This window comes from Isoptericola chiayiensis, assembly GCF_013149805.1.
Taxonomy (GTDB): Bacteria; Actinomycetota; Actinomycetes; order Actinomycetales; family Cellulomonadaceae; genus Isoptericola; species Isoptericola chiayiensis.
Window position 1 is genome coordinate 82,114 of record NZ_JABEZT010000001.1, and the last position, 17,493, is coordinate 99,606.

The 17,493-nt window shown below is 74.2% G+C and carries 14 protein-coding genes; 5 read left to right on the forward strand and 9 right to left on the reverse strand.

Annotated features, from left to right (window positions below; translation table 11 throughout):
- Positions 1 to 90: 90 nt before the first annotated feature.
- The 3 genes from HDG68_RS00320 to HDG68_RS00330 form a co-directional block, all read right to left on the reverse strand.
- On the reverse strand, positions 91 to 1,107 hold the full coding sequence (locus HDG68_RS00320) for a substrate-binding domain-containing protein (RefSeq protein ID WP_172148213.1): 1,017 nt from the start codon (positions 1,105 to 1,107) through the stop codon (positions 91 to 93).
- Between the two features lie 122 nt (positions 1,108 to 1,229).
- Positions 1,230 to 2,147 (reverse strand): carbohydrate kinase family protein, encoded by a 918-nt coding sequence (locus HDG68_RS00325; RefSeq protein WP_172148214.1) that lies wholly within the window; start codon positions 2,145 to 2,147, stop codon positions 1,230 to 1,232.
- Entirely contained in the window at positions 2,144 to 3,391 is a 1,248-nt protein-coding gene (locus HDG68_RS00330; protein WP_172148215.1) for an AGE family epimerase/isomerase, read from the reverse strand. Before HDG68_RS00330 ends, HDG68_RS00325 begins: the two co-directional genes overlap by 4 nt.
- Positions 3,392 to 3,562: 171 nt before the next feature.
- Between HDG68_RS00330 and HDG68_RS00335 the strand changes: the two genes are divergently transcribed.
- From HDG68_RS00335 to glgB, 3 genes are all read left to right on the forward strand, one after another.
- Positions 3,563 to 5,563, forward strand: a complete 2,001-nt coding sequence (locus tag HDG68_RS00335; protein WP_172148216.1) for a cellulase family glycosylhydrolase — start codon at positions 3,563 to 3,565, stop codon at positions 5,561 to 5,563.
- Positions 5,564 to 5,627: 64 nt separating this feature from the next.
- A complete protein-coding gene (locus HDG68_RS00340; protein ID WP_172148218.1) occupies positions 5,628 to 6,644 on the forward strand; it encodes a LacI family DNA-binding transcriptional regulator in 1,017 nt (338 codons plus the stop codon).
- 70 nt (positions 6,645 to 6,714) lie between these two features.
- Positions 6,715 to 8,931, forward strand: a complete 2,217-nt coding sequence (gene glgB, locus HDG68_RS00345) for a 1,4-alpha-glucan branching protein GlgB (RefSeq protein ID WP_172148220.1) — start codon at positions 6,715 to 6,717, stop codon at positions 8,929 to 8,931.
- A gap of 45 nt (positions 8,932 to 8,976) precedes the next feature.
- Here glgB and HDG68_RS00350 read toward each other — a convergent pair whose 3' ends face one another.
- Genes HDG68_RS00350 through HDG68_RS00360 form a run of 3 tightly spaced genes read right to left on the reverse strand, consistent with a single transcriptional unit; the run spans position 8,977 to position 12,606 of the window.
- Positions 8,977 to 9,921, reverse strand: coding sequence for a tetratricopeptide repeat protein (locus HDG68_RS00350; RefSeq protein ID WP_172148222.1), 945 nt, complete (start codon positions 9,919 to 9,921; stop codon positions 8,977 to 8,979).
- Positions 9,922 to 9,970: 49 nt separating this feature from the next.
- On the reverse strand, positions 9,971 to 11,059 hold the full coding sequence (locus HDG68_RS00355; protein WP_172148224.1) for a DUF8094 domain-containing protein: 1,089 nt from the start codon (positions 11,057 to 11,059) through the stop codon (positions 9,971 to 9,973).
- Positions 11,056 to 12,606, reverse strand: coding sequence for a hypothetical protein (locus HDG68_RS00360; RefSeq protein WP_172148226.1), 1,551 nt, complete (start codon positions 12,604 to 12,606; stop codon positions 11,056 to 11,058). Before HDG68_RS00360 ends, HDG68_RS00355 begins: the two co-directional genes overlap by 4 nt.
- A gap of 272 nt (positions 12,607 to 12,878) precedes the next feature.
- Here HDG68_RS00360 and HDG68_RS00365 point away from each other — a divergent pair, with 272 nt between their 5' ends.
- On the forward strand, positions 12,879 to 14,360 hold the full coding sequence (locus HDG68_RS00365) for a coiled-coil domain-containing protein (protein ID WP_343037339.1): 1,482 nt from the start codon (positions 12,879 to 12,881) through the stop codon (positions 14,358 to 14,360).
- A gap of 92 nt (positions 14,361 to 14,452) precedes the next feature.
- On the opposite strand, the gene HDG68_RS00370 is transcribed toward HDG68_RS00365, so the two are convergent.
- The 3 genes from HDG68_RS00370 to HDG68_RS00380 form a co-directional block, all read right to left on the reverse strand.
- Positions 14,453 to 15,244: an alpha/beta fold hydrolase gene (locus HDG68_RS00370; RefSeq protein ID WP_172148228.1), complete on the reverse strand. Its 792-nt coding sequence runs from the start codon at positions 15,242 to 15,244 to the stop codon at positions 14,453 to 14,455.
- A gap of 7 nt (positions 15,245 to 15,251) precedes the next feature.
- Entirely contained in the window at positions 15,252 to 16,031 is a 780-nt protein-coding gene (locus tag HDG68_RS00375; RefSeq protein WP_172148230.1) for an alpha/beta hydrolase, read from the reverse strand.
- A 73-nt stretch (positions 16,032 to 16,104) separates the two neighbouring features.
- Positions 16,105 to 16,404, reverse strand: coding sequence for a hypothetical protein (locus tag HDG68_RS00380; protein WP_172148232.1), 300 nt, complete (start codon positions 16,402 to 16,404; stop codon positions 16,105 to 16,107).
- 109 nt (positions 16,405 to 16,513) lie between these two features.
- Between HDG68_RS00380 and HDG68_RS00385 the strand changes: the two genes are divergently transcribed.
- Positions 16,514 to 17,482: an FKBP-type peptidyl-prolyl cis-trans isomerase gene (locus HDG68_RS00385; protein WP_172148234.1), complete on the forward strand. Its 969-nt coding sequence runs from the start codon at positions 16,514 to 16,516 to the stop codon at positions 17,480 to 17,482.
- Positions 17,483 to 17,493: the final 11 nt, after the last annotated feature.

Sequence of the window (17,493 nt, forward strand, 5' to 3'; positions counted from 1 at the left end):
GGGCACTCCCTGAAATTAATCGCTTAAGTGCCGGGTGTCAACGCTGTCATGGTCACGATCAGGTCTCGGGACGCCCGCGACGGCGAGGCGTCAGACGAGCCGGGCCCTCGTGGTGCCTCGCGGACGCAGCGTGGGGGTCGAGTCGAGATGGCTGCCGCCCCGCTCACCCGCGATGCGCTCGAACAACCGCCGCGCCACGTGGGCACCGAACCCGGTCACGTCGTGGCTGAGCGCGGAGAGGGCGGGGAACGTCGCCTGGCAGAGCGGTGAGTCGTCCCAGGCGATGATCGACAGGTCGTCGGGGACCCGCAGGCCCAGCTCGGCGGCCACACCCATGGCCGCGAGCGCCATCACGTCGTTGTCGAAGACGATCGCGGAAGGCGGCTCGTGCGACGTCAGGAGCCTCCGCGTCGCGGAGGCTCCTGATCCCGTGGTGTAGTCGGTCCCGGCGATCTCGCCCTCGAGGCCGACGCGCGTCATCTCCTCGGCGAAGGCGACGTCACGGATGAAGGTGTGCCCGAGCTCGGGAAGACCGCTCACCCGGGCGATCCGCCGGTGCCCGGCGGAGTACAGGTAGCGCACCGACTCCCGCACGGCCGCGGCGTCGTCGGTCCACACGTTGGTCAGCCCGCCGGCCAGGGCGGGGTCCCCGACGACGACGGCGGGCAGGGCGTCGGGCTCGCCGAGGAGCGCGACCCGTGGGTCGTCGTGCCGCGGGTCGACGACGACGACCCCGTCGACCCGCCGTGCGGCACGCCACCGTCGGTACGTCCGCAGCTCGGCCTCGATGTCGGGCACCACCTGCAGGAGCAGGGCGAAGGACCGCGGAGCCAGCTCGGACTCGATCCCCGCGATGAACTGCATGTAGAAGGACTCCACACCGAGCGTGCTCGGGTGGCGTGCGAGGACGAGGCCGATCGTCTGGGTGCTGGCCCCCGTCAACGACCGGGCCGCCGGGCTGGGTTCCCACCCCAGCTCCTCGGCGATCGCGAGGATCCGGTCCCGGGTCGCCCGCGACACGCCCGGTCGGCCGTTGAGCGCGTACGAGACCGCTCCGGTCGACACCCCGGCCTCCCGCGCGATGTCCGCGATGGTGATCCGCTGCACCCGACCTCCTGGTCCGCTCCGCCTCGTGACCGTCCGAGCGTAGCCGTCGCACGCCCCCGCGGCCGCCGGTCACGGCCGGGGTCGCGCCGGCACGCCGCGGGCGCTCGTGCCGCGTGCCCGGCTCAGGTGCGCGGCAGGCCGAGCTCGCCCCGGCGCGGCGGGTCGGCGCCGGGCCGGGAGACGGTCACCGCGGCCGCACGTGCGGCGTGCCCGCAGACGGCGCCGAGGTCGGAGTCCGTCGCGGCCCCGATCCGCTCGGCGGTGTCCAGGCCGAGCGCGAGCAGGCCGTCGATCAGTCCGCCCATGTAGGTGTCACCCGCGCCGACGGTGTCGACCACCGTCACGGAGGGCACGGGGACGCGGGCGACCGGCACGCCGTCGCGCAGCACGACCGACCCGTCGCCGCCGGCCGTCATGACGACCAGGGCGGGGCCGGAACGCGACCAGCGCGACGCCATCTCCTCCGGTGCGGTGCCGGGTGCGAGCCAGGCGAGGTCCTCGTCGCTGACCTTGACGACGCCGACCGACGCGACGATCTCCTCGACGCGCGGCCGGACGACGTCGGGGTCGGGCGTGATGGTGGGACGCACGTTCGGGTCGTAGGTGACCAGTCCGGACGCCGAGCGCACGGCCTCCAGCACCGTCGTCCCGCCGGGTTCGAGCACGGCGGCGATCGAGCCGACGTGCAGCACCGCGGCGGCGGGCACCTCGGCGCCGCGCAGGTCCCAGTCGAGGTCGAACTCGTACTCGGCGGAGCCGTCGGCGTCGAGCCGTGCCAGCGCCGTCGAGGTGCGGGTCGCCGGGCAGGACAGCACCTCGACGTCGGACTCCTCCAGCCAGGCACGCACCCGGCGGCCCCGTTCGTCGTCGCCGAGACGGGTGAGCAACCGGGGCCCGCGACCGAGCCGGCCGAGGGTGAGCGCGACGTTCGCCGGGCTGCCCCCGGGCAGCTCCTGCGTGCTTCCGTCGACCCGGCGGACGATGTCGACGAGTGCCTCGCCGACGACGGTGACCCCGACGGCGGGGAGCGCGGCGCTCATGCGTCGGTCCTCGTCGGGACGAGACCGTCGCGCACCGCCACGGCCAGCCCCGGCGACAGCGGGGCGACGGGGAGCAGCGTGGCCTGGACCGCGTGGTAGAGGTCCGGCTTGCCGGGCCACACCGTGTCGGTCGGCGTGTTGGTGGCGTCCAGCTGGTGGTGCCACGACCCTCGCTCGGTGTCGACGAAGGCGGTCGCGACGTGGTCCCACCAGGTGGCGTAGGAGCGGGCGTAGTCCTCGTCGCCGGTCCGGGCGTGCAGCACCGCCGCGGCGGCGGTCGCCTCGGCGGGCACCCAGTGCATCCGGTCGCGGACCACGGGGGCACCCGTCCAGTCGGTGGTGTAGACGAACCCCTCGCGGCCGTCGACCGCCCAGCCGTCGGCCGCGGCGCGGGCGAAGAGGGCTCGTGCAGCCGTCAGCAGGTCCTCCGCTCCGGTGCTCGCCTCCAGGTGCACGAGCAGGCGGGACCACTCGAAGCCGTGCCCCACGGTCGCGCCGTACGGCTTGAACGGGTCGTCGGGGCGCTGGCGGTTGAGGTCGAGGTCGGCGGTCCAGGTCGCGTCGTAGTGCTCCGGGATGCGCCAGTCGTGGGCCCGGGCCTCCGTCACCACGCGGCGGGCGACCCGCAGCGCCCGGTCGCGCCAGGCGACGTCGCCGGTGAGGTCGCCGGCCGCCAGCATCGCCTCGACGGCGTGCATGTTGCCGTTGACACCGCGGTAGGGGTCGAGTTCCGCGAACGTCCGGTCGTACGCGTCGACGCACATCCCGGCCGCGTCGTCCCAGAAACGCTCGAGGAACGTCGTGGTCGCCTCGTCGAAGAGCTCGGTGGCGCCGTCGAGGCCGGCGGCGACGGCCGTCGAGGCGGCCAGCACCACGAAGGCGTGCTGGTAGCACTGCTTGTCGCCGTCCTGGACCGTCCCGTCCCGGGCGACCCTGGCGAACCACCCGCCGTGCTCCCGGTCGCGCAGCGGCGCCTGCGGGCCGAAGAGCCCGGCGAGCGCACCGCGAGCGACGTCCCGGGCGCCCGGGACGCCGAGCAGGGCGCCGAGGGAGTAGGTGTGCACGGTCCGGGCGGTGATCCAGGTCTCGATCCCGCGGTCGAGGTCGGGCCGGCCCTCGACGTCGAGCCAGCCGGCGCCGCCGCCGGGCAGCGCGGCGTGCCGACCGAAGTCGAGCAGTCGGAGGCGTTCGGTGCGCAACCAGGCGCGGTGTTCGGGGCTCGTGGTCCAGGCAGTCACGGTCATCCTCGCTCCAGCAGGTCGATCTCAGGGTGGTCACCCTATCTGACAGCGTTGACATTAAACGCTTAATGTAGTCCACTGGCAGCCGGCCGCACCGCCGCGGCCACCACCACCACAGGGAGGACGACGATGCACCCTGGTCGACGACGACGCGCGCCGGTCGGCTCAGCAGCCGTGGCCGCCGCAGCACTGGTCCTGGCCGCAGCAGTACCGGCCGAGGCCGGCCCGACGCACGACACCGGCCCGACGCGCGACACCGGCTTCGTGCAGACGCAAGGACACCGCCTGGTCCTGGACGGCGAACCCTACGAGTTCGCCGGGACCAACAACTACTACCTGGGCTACAAGTCCGCGCAGATGGCCGAGGCGGTCCTCGACGACGCCGCCGAGGCCGGGTTCGACGTCGTCCGGACCTGGGGGTTCCAGGACTACCAGAACCCCGACGGTTCCGGATCCGTCCATCAGAACTTCGAAGGCGTCTGGTACCAGGCCTGGGACGAGGAGGCCGGCCGACCCGTCGTCAACACCGGGGCAGACGGGCTCGAGCGCCTCGACCACGTCGTCGCCGCGGCGTCCGAGCGGGGACTGCGGCTCGTCATCCCCTTCACCAACAACTGGAACGCGTTCGGCGGCATGGACCAGTACGTCCGGTGGGCCGGCGCCGACGAGCACGCCGACTTCTACACCGACCCCCGCATCCGCACCTGGTTCAAGGAGTGGATCAGCACCCTGCTGAACCGGGTCAACACGGTGACCGGGGTCGCGTACAAGGACGACCCCACGATCATGGCCTGGGAGCTCGCCAACGAGCCACGGTGCACCAGCGCCGGCGCCTACCCCGACGGGGACTGCGACACCCGGACCATCACCACCTGGGCCGCCGAGATGAGCGCCCACGTCAAGTCCGTCGACGACAACCACCTGCTCACCGCCGGCGACGAGGGGTTCTTCTGCCGTGACGAGGCGCGGCGCGTCATGGACGACCGCTACGGAGCCTCCGGGTACGGCCCGGACTTCGGGGAGGACTGCGCCGAGGGCGTCGACACCGTCGCCCTGGCCTCGCTGGACGACATCGACATGATGTCGATGCACCTGTACCCGGACCACTGGAAGACGACACCGGAGTGGGGTTCGGGCTGGATCGCGGAGCACGCCAAGGCGTCCCTGCGGATCGGCAAACCTGTCTACCTCGGCGAGTTCGGGATCACCGACGAGGCCACCCGCATGCCGGTCTACCACGAGTGGTTGCAGGACGTCCGGCGCTGGGGCGTCGACGGCGCGCTGTACTGGATCCTGTCGGCCGAGCAGGACGACGGGACGCTCTACGCCGACTACGACGGGTTCACGGTCTACTGTCCCTCGCCCGTGTGCGAGCTGGTCTCGACCCACGCCCGGCTGGTACCGCGACCGGACCGGTGGTCCGTCCCGCACCCGATCGCCGACCACGACGAGGTCGTCCTCGAGTCGGGGCGCTCGACCACCGTCGACGTCCTGGCGAACGACGTCGCCCTCCTCACCTCCGTCCGGGCCCGGACGCTGACGCTGTCCGACGCCGAGGGGGCTCGGGACCACGTCACGATCGACGGGGTGACGGCACGCATCACGGCGGACTGGACCGTCGAGGTCACCGCCGCGGACGACTTCACCGGCACCGTCACGATTCCCTACGCGGTCCAGGACCGGCTGCGACGCACCACCTCGGCCGACCTGACCGTCGTCGTCAAGCCACCGCCTGGAGCCGCCGAGGTCGTCGAGTCCTGGGAGACGGGCACCGCGGGCTGGGTCCCCGCCGACTGGCAGTCCGCCCCCGGAACCGTGGCCGGTTCCGAGACGTGGTCGAGCCACGGCGAGCGCTCGCTAGAGATCGTCTCGAACGGCGCCTGGTTCGGCTCCCCGCAGCTCGACCCACCCCTCGACCTGACGGACCGCACCGCGCTGGAGATCGACGTCCGGACCGGACCGGACGGCACGTCCGTCGCCCTCGCGGTGCGGACAGGTTCCGACTGGACCTGGTGCCAGTCACCCTTCGAATGGATCGAACCCGGTAGGACGGCCACCGTCGCCATCGACATCGAGGACCTGGGGTGTGCCCGGGAGGCTCTCGACGAGGTGCACGACATCCTCGTGTATCTCGACGCCGGCACGTTCGCCGTCGATCGGCTCACCCTGATCTGATCCCGCCCGGCGGCCGGTGCCACCTGCAGCGGCACCGGCCGCCCCGACCGTTAACCTGCCCTCCATGACCTCGACCGACTCCCCCTCCGACCGCCGCGGCACCCGCGCCACGCTGGCCGACGTCGCACGCCTGGCCGGGGTCAGCGCCAAGACGGTGTCCCGCGTCGTGTCCGGCGAGCCCAACGTCGCCCCCGCCACCCGCGACGCCGTCCTCGAGGCCGCCGCCCGGCTGCGGTTCCGGCCCAACCGGCTCGCCGCCGGCCTGCGCGGCGGCGGGGTGTCCCGCACCGTCGGATTCGTCGTCGGCGACCTGGGCAACCCGTTCTACGCCGCCGTCGCGGCCGGCATGGAGCGCGAGCTCACCGCCCGCGGGCTCACCCTCGTCCTGGCCGCCACCGAGGACGACCCGGCGGCCGAACGCACCGCCGTCGACGCCCTGCTGGCCGAACGCGTCCGCGGCCTCGTCGTCGTCCCCATCGCCGGGGACAGCTCCCATCTCGCGCACGAGCAACGGCTCGGCACCCCTGTCGTCGCGCTCGACCGTCCGGCCCGCGGTCTCGAGGTCGACACGGTGGTCCTCGACAACGTGGGCGGAGCCCGCAGCGCCGTCGCGGCCCTCACTGCCGCCGGGCACCGGGACATCGCCTTCCTCGGCACTCCGGCCGAGCTCGTCACCCTGCGCGACCGGCTCGAGGGCTACCGCGCCGGACTCGCCGCGGCAGGGCTCGAGACGCCCTCTGCCTGGGAACGGCTCGGGGACCACGGCGACGCCGGGCTCGTCGACGTCGTCCGCGAGCTCGTCGACCGGCCGGACCCGCCCACCGCCGTCCTGGCCGCGAACAACCGGGCCAGCACCGCCGTCGTGCGCGCGCTCGGGCCCCGCCCCGACCCCGTCCTGGTCGGCTTCGACGACTTCGAGCTCGCCGACGCCCTCGGCATCAGCGTCGTCACCTACGACGCCGCACGACTCGGGCAGGAGGCGGCCCGCTGCGTCCTCGACCGGCTCGAGGAGCCCGACGCCCCGGCCCGCCGGACCGTCGTACCGACCACGCTCGTGCGACGCGGGCGCCTGTCCCGCTGAATCAGCAGCAGGCCCGCCGGACACGCGTGTTCAGCACGCAGCCTCGCGCCGGGCGTGGAAGGGTGGCGGTATGACGCCTGAGCCGCCCACCGTCGACCCGGAGCACCTCACCGCCGTCGCCCGCGGCACGGCCCACGACCCGCACGCCGTGCTCGGCCCGCACCTGCTCGAGTCCGGACCGTGGGCCGCCGTGCGCGTGCTGCGCCCGCTCGCCGACGAGGTCGTCGTCCTCGGCGACGGCCCCGACGGACCCTGGGAACACGCGGCCCGGCACGAGGCGGCCGGCGTGTGGACCGCCGTCGTGCCCGTGCCGACGGACGACGACGGGACCCGCCACGCCCCCGACTACCGGGTGCGCACGCGGTACGGCGACGACGTGCACACCGGCGACGACCCGTACCGGTTCCTGCCGTCGCTCGGCGAGGTCGACCTGCACCTCGTGGGCGAGGGCCGCCACGAGCAGCTCTGGCGGGTGCTCGGCGCCAACCGCCACGTCTACCCCAGCGCGCTGGGCGACGTCGTCGGCACGAGCTTCGCCGTCTGGGCCCCGAACGCCCGCGGCGTCCGCCTCGTCGGGGACCACAACCGGTGGAGCGGGGTGCACCCGATGCGCTCCCTCGGCTCGAGCGGCGTGTGGGAGCTGTTCGTGCCCGACGTGGGCCCCGGCACCCGCTACAAGTACGAGGTCTGCGGACCGGACGGCATCTGGCGCGCCAAGGCCGACCCCATGGCCAAGGCCGCGGAGGTGCCCCCGGCGACGGCCTCCGTCGTCACCCACTCCGAGTACACCTGGGGCGACGACGCGTGGATGGCCCGTCGGCGTGAGGCCGACCCGCACGGCGGCCCGATGAGCGTCTACGAGGTCCACCTGGCCTCGTGGCGGCCGGGTCTCGGCTACCGCGAGCTCGCCGAGGAGCTCACCGCCTACGTCGTCGAGCAGGGCTTCACGCACGTCGAGCTCCTCCCGGTGGCCGAGCACCCGTTCGGCGGCTCGTGGGGCTACCAGGTCACGGGCTACTTCGCCCCCACCTCCCGGCTCGGCTCGCCCGACGACTTCCGCCACCTCGTCGACCGGCTGCACCAGGCCGGCGTCGGCGTGCTGCTCGACTGGGTGCCCGGCCACTTCCCCAAGGACGAGTTCGCGCTCGCGCGGTTCGACGGCACCCCGCTGTACGAGCACCCCGACCCGCGCCGCGGCGAGCAGCCCGACTGGGGCACCTACGTCTTCGACTTCGGCCGCCGCGAGGTGCGCAACTTCCTGGTCGCCAACGCGACCTACTGGCTCGAGGAGTTCCACGCCGACGGTCTGCGGGTCGACGCCGTCGCCTCGATGCTCTACCTCGACTACTCCCGCAACGACGGCGAGTGGGTGCCCAACGTCCACGGCGGGCGCGAGAACCTCGAGGCGATCTCGTTCCTGCAGGAGGCCAACGCCACGGCCTACCGGCGCAACCCCGGCACGATGATCATCGCCGAGGAGTCCACCGCCTACCCGGGGGTCACCCGGCCCACGAGCTCCGGCGGCCTCGGGTTCGGGCTGAAGTGGAACATGGGCTGGATGAACGACTCCCTCGAGTACGTGTCCCGCGACCCGATGTACCGCAGCCACCACCACGGCGAGCTGACGTTCTCGCTGGTCTACGCGTTCTCCGAGCAGTACGTGCTGCCCATCAGCCACGACGAGGTCGTGCACGGCAAGGGGTCGCTGCTGCGCAAGATGCCGGGCGACCGGTGGAAGCAGCTCGCGGGCGTGCGCTCGTTCCTGGCCTACCAGTGGACGCACCCGGGCAAGCAGCTGCTCTTCATGGGCTCCGAGATCGCCCAGGACGCCGAGTGGAACGAGGGTCGCGGCGTCGACTGGTGGCACCTCGACGACGCCGGTCACGCCGGGGTGCAGCGCACGGTGCGCGACCTCAACGCTCTGTACCGCGCGACGCCGGCGCTGTGGGAGCGGGACTTCGACGGCTCCGGCTTCGAGTGGATCGACGCCGACGACGCCGCCCGCAACGTGCTGTCCTACGTGCGTCGCGCCGCGGACGGCTCCCCCGTGGTGGTCGTCGTCAACTTCGCGGGCATCCCCTACGAGGGCTACCGGATCGGGCTGCCGGACGGGCGCACGTGGACCGAGGCCCTCAACACCGACGCCCCCGAGTACGGGGGCTCCGGGGTGGTCAACACCGGACCCGTGCTCGCGGAGGACGTGCCGTGGCACGGGCGGGAGCACTCGGCCGCCCTGCGGGTCCCCCCGCTGGGCGCCCTGGTGCTCGTCCCGGCCACGGCCCCCTGAGCCGCCCGGCCGGCACCCGACGCGGTGCCGGTGCCTGCCGGTGCCTCAGTACAGGTACATCGCCAGGCGCCGGCGCGCCTTGGCCACCCGCGGGTCCGTCGGGCCGACGACCTCGAAGTAGTCGACCAGCCGCGCCCGCAGCGCCTCCTTGTCGTCGCCGTCGGAGGCGGGCAGCAGCTGCATCAGCCGGTCGAGCGCGTCGTCGACCTTGCCGCCCAGCATGTCCATGTCGGCCACCGCGAGCTGCGCGGAGACGTCCGCCGGCGCGTCCGCGGCCGCCTGGCGCACCTGCTGCAGGTCGGCCCCGCGGGTCCGCCGCATGAGGCGCACCTGCGCCCGCCCGGCGATCGCGTCGGCGTCCTTCGGGTCCTGCTTGATCGCCTTGGCGTACGCCGCCTCGGCCGCCTCGAGGTCGTCGCGCTCGATGGCGTCGTAGGCCTCCTGGTGCAGCGGCGGCAGCGGCTCCTCGACCGGTTCGGCGGGCTCCTCCTCGCCGGCAGCATCTCCCGCGCCGGCGACCCGACCGGTGACTCCGTTCTGCTCCGCGGCGGCGAAGACCTGGTCGAGCACGCCGCGGACCTGCTCCTCGGAGGCCGCGCCCGCGAACAGCGGCAGCGGCTGGCCCTGCAGCACAGCGACCACGGTCGGCACGCCCTGCGGCTGGAAGGCCGCCGCGATCTGCGGGTAGGCGTCGACGTCGAGACGACCGAGCAGGAACCGGCCCGCGTACTCCTCGGCGATCCGGCCCAGCGTGGTGGCGAGCTCGGCGTTGGCCTGGTCCGTGGGCTTCCACAGCAGCATCACCACGACGTGCTTCGTGGAGTCCTTGACCGTCTGCTCGAAGTTGGCGTCGGTGACGTCGACGACGAACCCGCCGGCGGTCGGCGCGCCGCCCGGCTCCCCCGGGGGCGGCGACTGGGGGCGGTTCAGCGCCGACAGGTCGACGGCGCCGCGCGGGCTGAAGGTCGGCTCGGGCGTGGGGTTGCTCATGCGCACATCCTACGAACTCGTGGTGGCCGTCCGCGCCGTCGGACGGCGGTCACCGGGCGGTGTTGCGGTCCTTCTTGGCCGGCACCGACGTCGAGGCGTCGGTCGGCACGTGGGAGTAGCCGAGCGGACGGATCTTCTCCTCCGAGCCCGACGGCGGCACGTACAGCGCCACCTGGTCGGTGTACTCGACATAGAGCTCGTTGGTGTTGTCCTCGTCCCCGATGAGGGCCTTCTGCGTCTCGGTGAGCGGACCGATCTCGCCGTCCTCCTCGACCGTGGCCCGGACGTTGCCGTCGAGGACGCCCATCACGAGCGCCCCGCCGTCGGAGGTCCGTACCGCGACGACCTCGCCGCCACGGGAGGCGAAGGCCAGCCGGTAGGAGCCGTCGGCCTCCTGGAACCCGTCGTCGCCGCGCACGTTGCGGGCGTCGGCCTGCACGCGCTGGACGAGGTCCGGGCTGTCCCCGGGCAGCTCGAACTGGTCGGCGAACTCCGAGTCGTCGCCGTTGGCCACCAGGTCCGCGTAGCGGTTCAGGGCCTGCTCCGGGGAGGCGGCGAGCGAGTCGTCGTCGGTGGCGACGGCCTCGGAGCCGATCACCTCGGGGTCGGCGAAGTTCGGCATGGTGGTGCCGGGGATGAGCTGGACCCAGCTGCGCATCTTGTAGTTGTCGCGCGCCGAGGACTGCTCGTAGGCGACCAGGCGCGGCACCTCGAGGTTCTCGGTCTCCTCGGTGATCGTGAAGCTCACCCGCGGCCACGACTCGGTCGTGGGAATGATCATGCGCTGCAGCTCGGCCGGGATCGAGGTGATCAGGGAGTCGTCGTCGCGCGCCTTCGCCACCTTGATCTGGCTCGCGCGCACCTCGCGGGCCGGTCCCTGGACGCGGGCGTCGAGCTGCTTGGGCGCGAGCTCCGCGTCGGCCTTCTCGACCGTCTCGGCCACGGCCTGCACGACCGCGGTCTCCTGGTCCGCGGTGAGCGCGGGCCCGGCGAAGGGCTCGTCGGCGGCCGGCTGCGGGATCTCCTCGGCGCAGGCCGTCAGGAGCAGTCCGGTGGTCGCCGCCGCCGCGACGGCGGCAGCACCACGCCCGGCCCGACGGCGGCGGAGGGGTGCGTTGATCGGCTCGGTGCGGGTCATCGTGCTCCCCCGTCGGTCGTGTCGTCGGGCTTCGTGGTGCCGGCGGCGTCCCCAAAGCCCCAGGTCTCGCGCCAGGCGGAGGCGCGCCGCGAGCCGGTCGCCTCGGTCGTGCCGTCCTCGGGGGCGGGGGCGGCGGCGGGCGGCACCGCCGGCGTCTGGCCCGTCAGCGCCCGGAAGGCGCGTCCGACGCCGGTCTGCTCGGCCGCGCGGCGCTCCTCCTCGCGACGGCGCAGCTCGCGCCGGGTCAGGGGCCGTCCCTCCGGCAGGGTCGGCGAGGTCGCCGAGGTCGGCGCGTCGGCCGGTACGTCGTCCGAGCCGGTGGCGGGCGACGGCGCGGGCACGGGTGCGGGCACCGGCGCGGGGCCGTCCGCCGCGGGCGCCGCGGGGCCGTCGGACGCCGCCGGGGCGCCGTCGTCGGACCGACGCCGCAGGCGCGAACGCCGGAAGCGGCCCGCGACGGGTACCGGCGCGGTACCGGTGCGCCCCCCGGACGCGGACGAGCTCTCGGCGGTCTCGTCGTCCTGCGCGGCGGGCTCCGCGGCGGGCTCCGCGGTGGTCTCGCCGGCACCGGTGTCGGTCCCGTCCTGCCCGCCGGCCGCGAACGGCGCGGGCACGGGCGTGCTCGACGTGCCGGACGTGCCCGGCGTGCTCGACGTGCTCGGCGTGGCCGCCGGCCACCCGCTCGCGCCCGGGCCGAGGGTGGTCGGCGCGAAGGGTGCCGGCGACGAGGCGACGTCGTCGCGCGCTGGGGACGACGTGCTCGCGGGCGACGCGCCCGACCCGCTCGACGCGGGTGCGGCGACCTCGACCCCGGCGGCCGCCGTCGAACGCCGGGACCGCTTGCGGCGGCGTCGGCCGGCGATCAGCAGCACGACGCCGATCAGGAGCAGCACCGCGCCGCCGCCGACGGCCGGCCAGAGCAGCGGCGTCCCCACCTGGCGGTCCCAGGTGAGCTCCAGGGTCGGCGCCTGCGCCACGGCCTCGTCGGCCGGCGCGTCCGCACCCTCCTGCTCGTCCTCGGCGCCGTCCTCGACGGGCGCCGGCCCGGTCCCGGCCGCGAGCAGGACCCAGCGGCCCGGGCGGTCGGTCCAGCGCAGGGTCACCTGCTCGGCGTCGGAGAGCTCGGTCACCCACATGTCGGAGCCGGCGGGGTCGGCCGGCGGGGCGGCGTCGGCGTCCTCGGACTCGGCGGGCTCCTCGGACTCGTCGGTCTCGGGCACGACCTCCTCGGTCGCGAGGGTCTCCCAGTCGCTCAGTCCCGTGACCCGGGTGTACGGGTCCTCGCCGATCCAGCCCTCGACGTCGACGTCGCGACCGACGACGACCGTCACCTCCTGCCCCTGCGGCACCGAGGCGGTCACCGTCACGTCGGAGTCGACGAGCCCGAGGACGCCGGGGTCGGTGACCACGAGCGTGCCGTCTCCGGCGGGCGCGGCCGTGGCCACGACGGAGTCCGACTCGCGCAGGACCGTCGCCGTCGCGACCCCGAACACGATGGCGCCCAGGCCAGCGACCACGAGGACGACACCGAGTATGCGTTGCAGCACCGAGATTCCCTTTCGACGTGGACTCCTCAGGATAGGTATCCGCGCCGGACCTCCGGTCGTCGGGAGGCTCTGCGCAGGATCGGTTCACGAACCCTTCACGAGTCCGGTACCGGCGTCCCCGAGCCTGCCACGACTGGCATCGCCGTGCCCACCCCGCCTGCGGCGACGTGGCCCACAGCACCGCCGGACCGGCGCCTCAGGTATCGGTGCGCACCCGTGCCCACTATCCTGACCGGAGCCGGGGCACCCACTGACTACACGGAGGTCTCCACGTGTCCGACGAGCGCACGCTCTTCCCCATCACCATGCGCGGTTACGACCGGGCCGCGGTGGAGAACCAGATCTCCCGCCTCGAGCAGGCGGTGGACGAGGCCCGCCGCAACGTCGAGTCCACCGACGCACGCGCCATGCAGCTCTCGTCCGAGCTGGCCGAGGCGCACCGCCAGCTGCGGGAGAACGACAAGCCCTCCTACGCGGGCCTCGGGGCCCGCGCCGAGCGCCTCCTGCGGTCCGCGGACGAGCAGGCCGCCGAGGTGATGACCCAGGCGAACCAGCAGGCCTCGGACATCATGGCCCGCGCCAAGCTCTCCGCCGGGCAGGTGCGCCAGCGCGCCGAGTCGGAGGCCTCCGAGCTGCTCGCCAGCGCGCGGCGCGAGGCCGAGGAGGTGCGGTCCACGACCCGCGCGGAGGCCGAGGGCACCCTCCAGGGGGCCCAGCGGCGCGCCGAGGAGCTCGTCGGCTCCGCCGAGCGGGAGGCCGCGCTGATCACCAGCACGCTGACCACCGAGGAGAACGAGCGCCGCGCCGGCCTCGAGCGCGAGATCGGGACCCAGCGGTCCACGGCCGAGCGGGAGATCACCGAGGCCCGTGTCGCCGCGGACCGCGAGATCGCGCAGCTGCGCGCCGAGGCCGCGGCGGAGGCCGCCGCCGCGCGCGAGGAGGCCGAGCGGGAGGCCAACGACCTGCTGGAACGCACCCGGAACGAGGCCGCGCGGATCGTCGCCGAGGCCAAGCACCAGGCGGCGGAAGCCGCGAACTCGGTCACCTCCGAGCTGGAGGAGCTGCGCGAGCGGGCGCGCCGGGAGCTGTCCGACGCCGAGCTCGAGGCCGCGCAGACCCGCGAGCGGGTCGAGGCCGAGGCCGCCGAACGCCACGAGACGGCGCGAGCCGAGACCGAACGGCTGATCGCCGTCGCCGAGGAGCACGCCTCCGAGGCGGAGAAGCGTGTCGCCGCGGCGCTGCAGCAGGCCGACCAGGTGCGGTCCGAGTCCGACACCTACGTCAAGGAGCTCGTCGCCGACGCGCGCCGCACGGCGGACTCCATCGTCTCCGAGGCCCGGACCTTCGCCGAGCAGACCGTCAACGACGCGCGGACCGAGGCCGACCAGAGCCGCACCACCGCGGAGCGCCAGCTCGAGGACCTCACCCGTCGCCACGACTCGATCAACTCCTACCTCGAGGAGCTGCGCGGTCTGCTGGGCACGGAGCGCGCCGAGGAGGCCGGGGGCGACGACACGGTGACCGAGGAGAGCCCCTCCTGGACCGACTCGGCCCAGAGCGGGGCCGGCTCGCCCGCGGAGTCCTCGGCGTCCGGTGCGGGCGACGACGACGCCGAGGCCGGCACGCCGGCGCGGGACGCCTCCGACGGCAGGACCCCTGCCCAGGTGGCGCGCGCCGCGTCGACGCACTCCGCCGACGACGAGGCCGAGGCCGGTACCCCGGCCGAGGACACCCCGGCCCGGTCGCAGGCCTGAGCCGCAGCCCTCGGGCACCACGAGGCCCTCGCGTCGCGCGACGCGGGGGCCTCGTCGTCTGCCGGGCGTCGGCCCGTCGTGCCGGAGCGGCGTCAGCCGTGCGCGGCCCGGTGGTGCAGGTCCGCGAGGGCCTTCGCGACGGCCGCGGGCTCCTCGAGGGCGGTCAGGTGGCCGGCGTTCGGCACCACCGTCAGGACCCCGTGGCGGGCCGCCTCCACCATGTGGCGGGCGTCGTCGACCGGGGTGATGTCGTCCTCGGCGCCGACCACGACGGCCACGGGCCCGTCGAAGTCGGCGAGCGCGGCGGTGCGGTCCGGGCGAGCCGCCATGGCCCGCTGGGCCCAGGCCACGCCGGTCGGGGACTGGCTGCGGATCCAGTGGTCGACGGCCGGGTAGAGGGCACGACGCTCGAGCTCGCTGGTCGGGCCGAGGAGCTTGGCGGGCATGCCGCGCACGGCGTCCACGGTCTGGGTGTCCTCGACGTCCCGCGCGATCTTGCGGCGGTTGTCCCGCGCCTCGGGCGTGTCGGCGGTGGCCTTCGTGTCGACCAGCCCCAGACCGTGCACGAAGTCGCCGTGCCGCTCGGCGAGGGCGAGCGCGACGTAGCCGCCCATCGAGAGCCCCACGACGACCGCGTTGCCCTCCCCCTGGGCCCGCAGGGTGGCGTGCACGGCGTCGGCCGCCGCGTCGAGCGACGGGGGCAGGTGGTCGAGGTCGCTGTGCCCCTGACCCGGCAGGTCGACGCCGATGACACGGATCCCGGCCGGCAGGGCTTCGGCCACCGGCCGCCACATCCGCAGGTCCAGCGGGAAGCCGTGCAGCAGCACGAGCGGTGGACCGGCTCCGTCGCGCAGAACGGTCGTGGCCAGGTGCGGTCGCGTCATCGGTCCCTCATCCTCTCGTGGTGGCCGGGGCGACGTCCGAGGCCTGCTCGACGTCGCCGTCGTAGTGGGTGGGCAGCGGGTCGTGACCCGGCAGCACGTGCTGGACGATCTCGTCGAGCACGCGGCGCACCGCCGGCTCGCCGACCCAGAGATGCTTGGCGCCGTCGACGCCGATGACCTCGGCCTGCGGCACGCGGGCGAACCGCTCGCGGGCCTCGGCGGGCTGCAGGTAGTCGTCGAGCTCCGGGACCAGGACCACGAGCGGTTTGCCGAACTCGGCCCACCGGTCCAGGTCGGCGTCGGTGGCGCGGTGCAGCGGCGGCGAGAGCAGGATCGCACCCTCGATGCTCGGGTCGGCGCCGTGCTTGAGCACCAGCTCGGTGCCGAAGGACCAGCCGACGAGCCACGGGCGGGGCAGCTCGCGGAACTCGGCGAGCTCGAGCGCGGCCGCGACGTCGAACCTCTCGGCGTCACCGCCGTCGAACTCCCCCTCGGAGGTGCCGCGCGGCGAGGAGGTGCCGCGCGTGTTGAAGCGCAGGACGGCGAGGTCGGCGAGCGCGGGCAGCCGCCAGGCGGCCTTGCGGTAGACGTGGGAGTCCATGTACCCGCCGTGGGTGGGCAGCGGGTGCAGCGTCAGCAGGCTCGCCGCGGGGTCCTTCGCGGCGGGCAGCGCGAGCTCGCCGACGAGCGTCAGCCCGTCCGCGGTGTGCAGGTCGACGTCCTCGCGGCGGGCGGGCAGGACGGTCATCGAGCGGATCTGGTGGCCGGTGGCGGCGTCGTCGTTCATCGTCTCCAGCCTAGTTCGCGCCCGCGCTCCCGCCCGGTGGGGACGACGGCGCGGCCGGGAGCGGCTCCCCTGCTCAGAGCAGGCGTTCGCGCCGGTCGAAGCACGACCGGTGCCAGTGCCGACGCGCCTCCAGGCCGGCCTGCTCGCCGCCGACGACGTCGCGCTGCCACGCGACGACGTGCGCCGTGCCGGGAGGGATCGTCTGGTGGCACGCGGGGCACGTGTACGCCTTGTCGCCGCCCTTGACGCGGCGCACGGTCCACTCCCCGTCGCCGCCGCTGACGTGCCGGACGCCGCCGAGCGCCCGGTCGAGGTCGAGGGGCTGGTGCTGGGCGTTCCAGGGCCGCTTGCGCGAGGGTCGACGTGAGGGCATGGCACCCATTCTCGCGCGTCGGCCCGGAACCGGGAGGACGTCCCGACCGTTAGAGTGTCCCGGGTCCGTCGACCCGGACCAGCACTCCCCCGCGACCGAAGGGTCTCTCGTGAAGCTCCGTACCGCAGGCGTCGCCGCAGCGCTCGCCTCCACCCTCCTGCTCGCCTCGTGCTCCGACGGAGGGTCGGCCGAACCGACGGCGTCGGAGTCCGCGTCGACGGAGGCCACCCAGTCCGCCGAGGCGACGGCACCGCCGGAGCCCACCGAGGAGGACGTGGCGGCGCTGGAGGCCGTCGAGGTGACGGGTGACCCCGGTGAGGAGCCGGAGCTGTCCTACGACTCGATCGAGGTGTCCGTGCCGACCTCGCGGGTCGTCGACGAGGGTGACGGGGCCGAGATCGCCGAGGGCATGAAGGTCACGGTGCAGTACGTGGCCTACGACGCCGCGGGCGAGCGGATCGGGTCGACCTGGGAGACCGACGCCCCCGAGAGCTTCTTCTTCGGCGAGGCGAACTACTCGCTGCTGACCGACCCGCTGGCCGGTCAGCAGGTCGGCGCGCGCATCCTGATCGCGAACCCCACCTACGACGCCGAGAACAACCCGACCACCGTCGTCAACCTCATCGAGGTCACCGACGTCGTCGAGGTGCCGACCCGCGCCGAGGGTGAGGCCGTCGAGCCCGCCGAGGGCCTGCCGACCGTCTCCCTGGCCGACGACGGCACCCCGTCCGTCGAGATCCCCGACGGCTACGAGGCGCCCGACGAGCTCGTGGCCCAGACCCTGATCCGGGGTGACGGCGCCGAGGTCTCCGCCGACCAGACGGTGCGCGCCCATTACACCGGCTGGACCACCGACGGCGAGGTCTTCGACTCCTCCTGGGAGCGCGGCGAGCCCGCGTCCTTCTCCCTGCAGGCCGTCATCGAGGGCTGGACCGAGGGCCTGTCCGGCCAGACCGTCGGCAGCCAGGTGCTGCTCGTGATCCCCGCCGCGCAGGCCTACGGCGCCGAGGAGAGCGAGGACAACGAGCTCGCCGGTCAGGACCTGATCTTCGTCGTCGACATCCTCGACGCCTCCTGACCCTGCCCCTC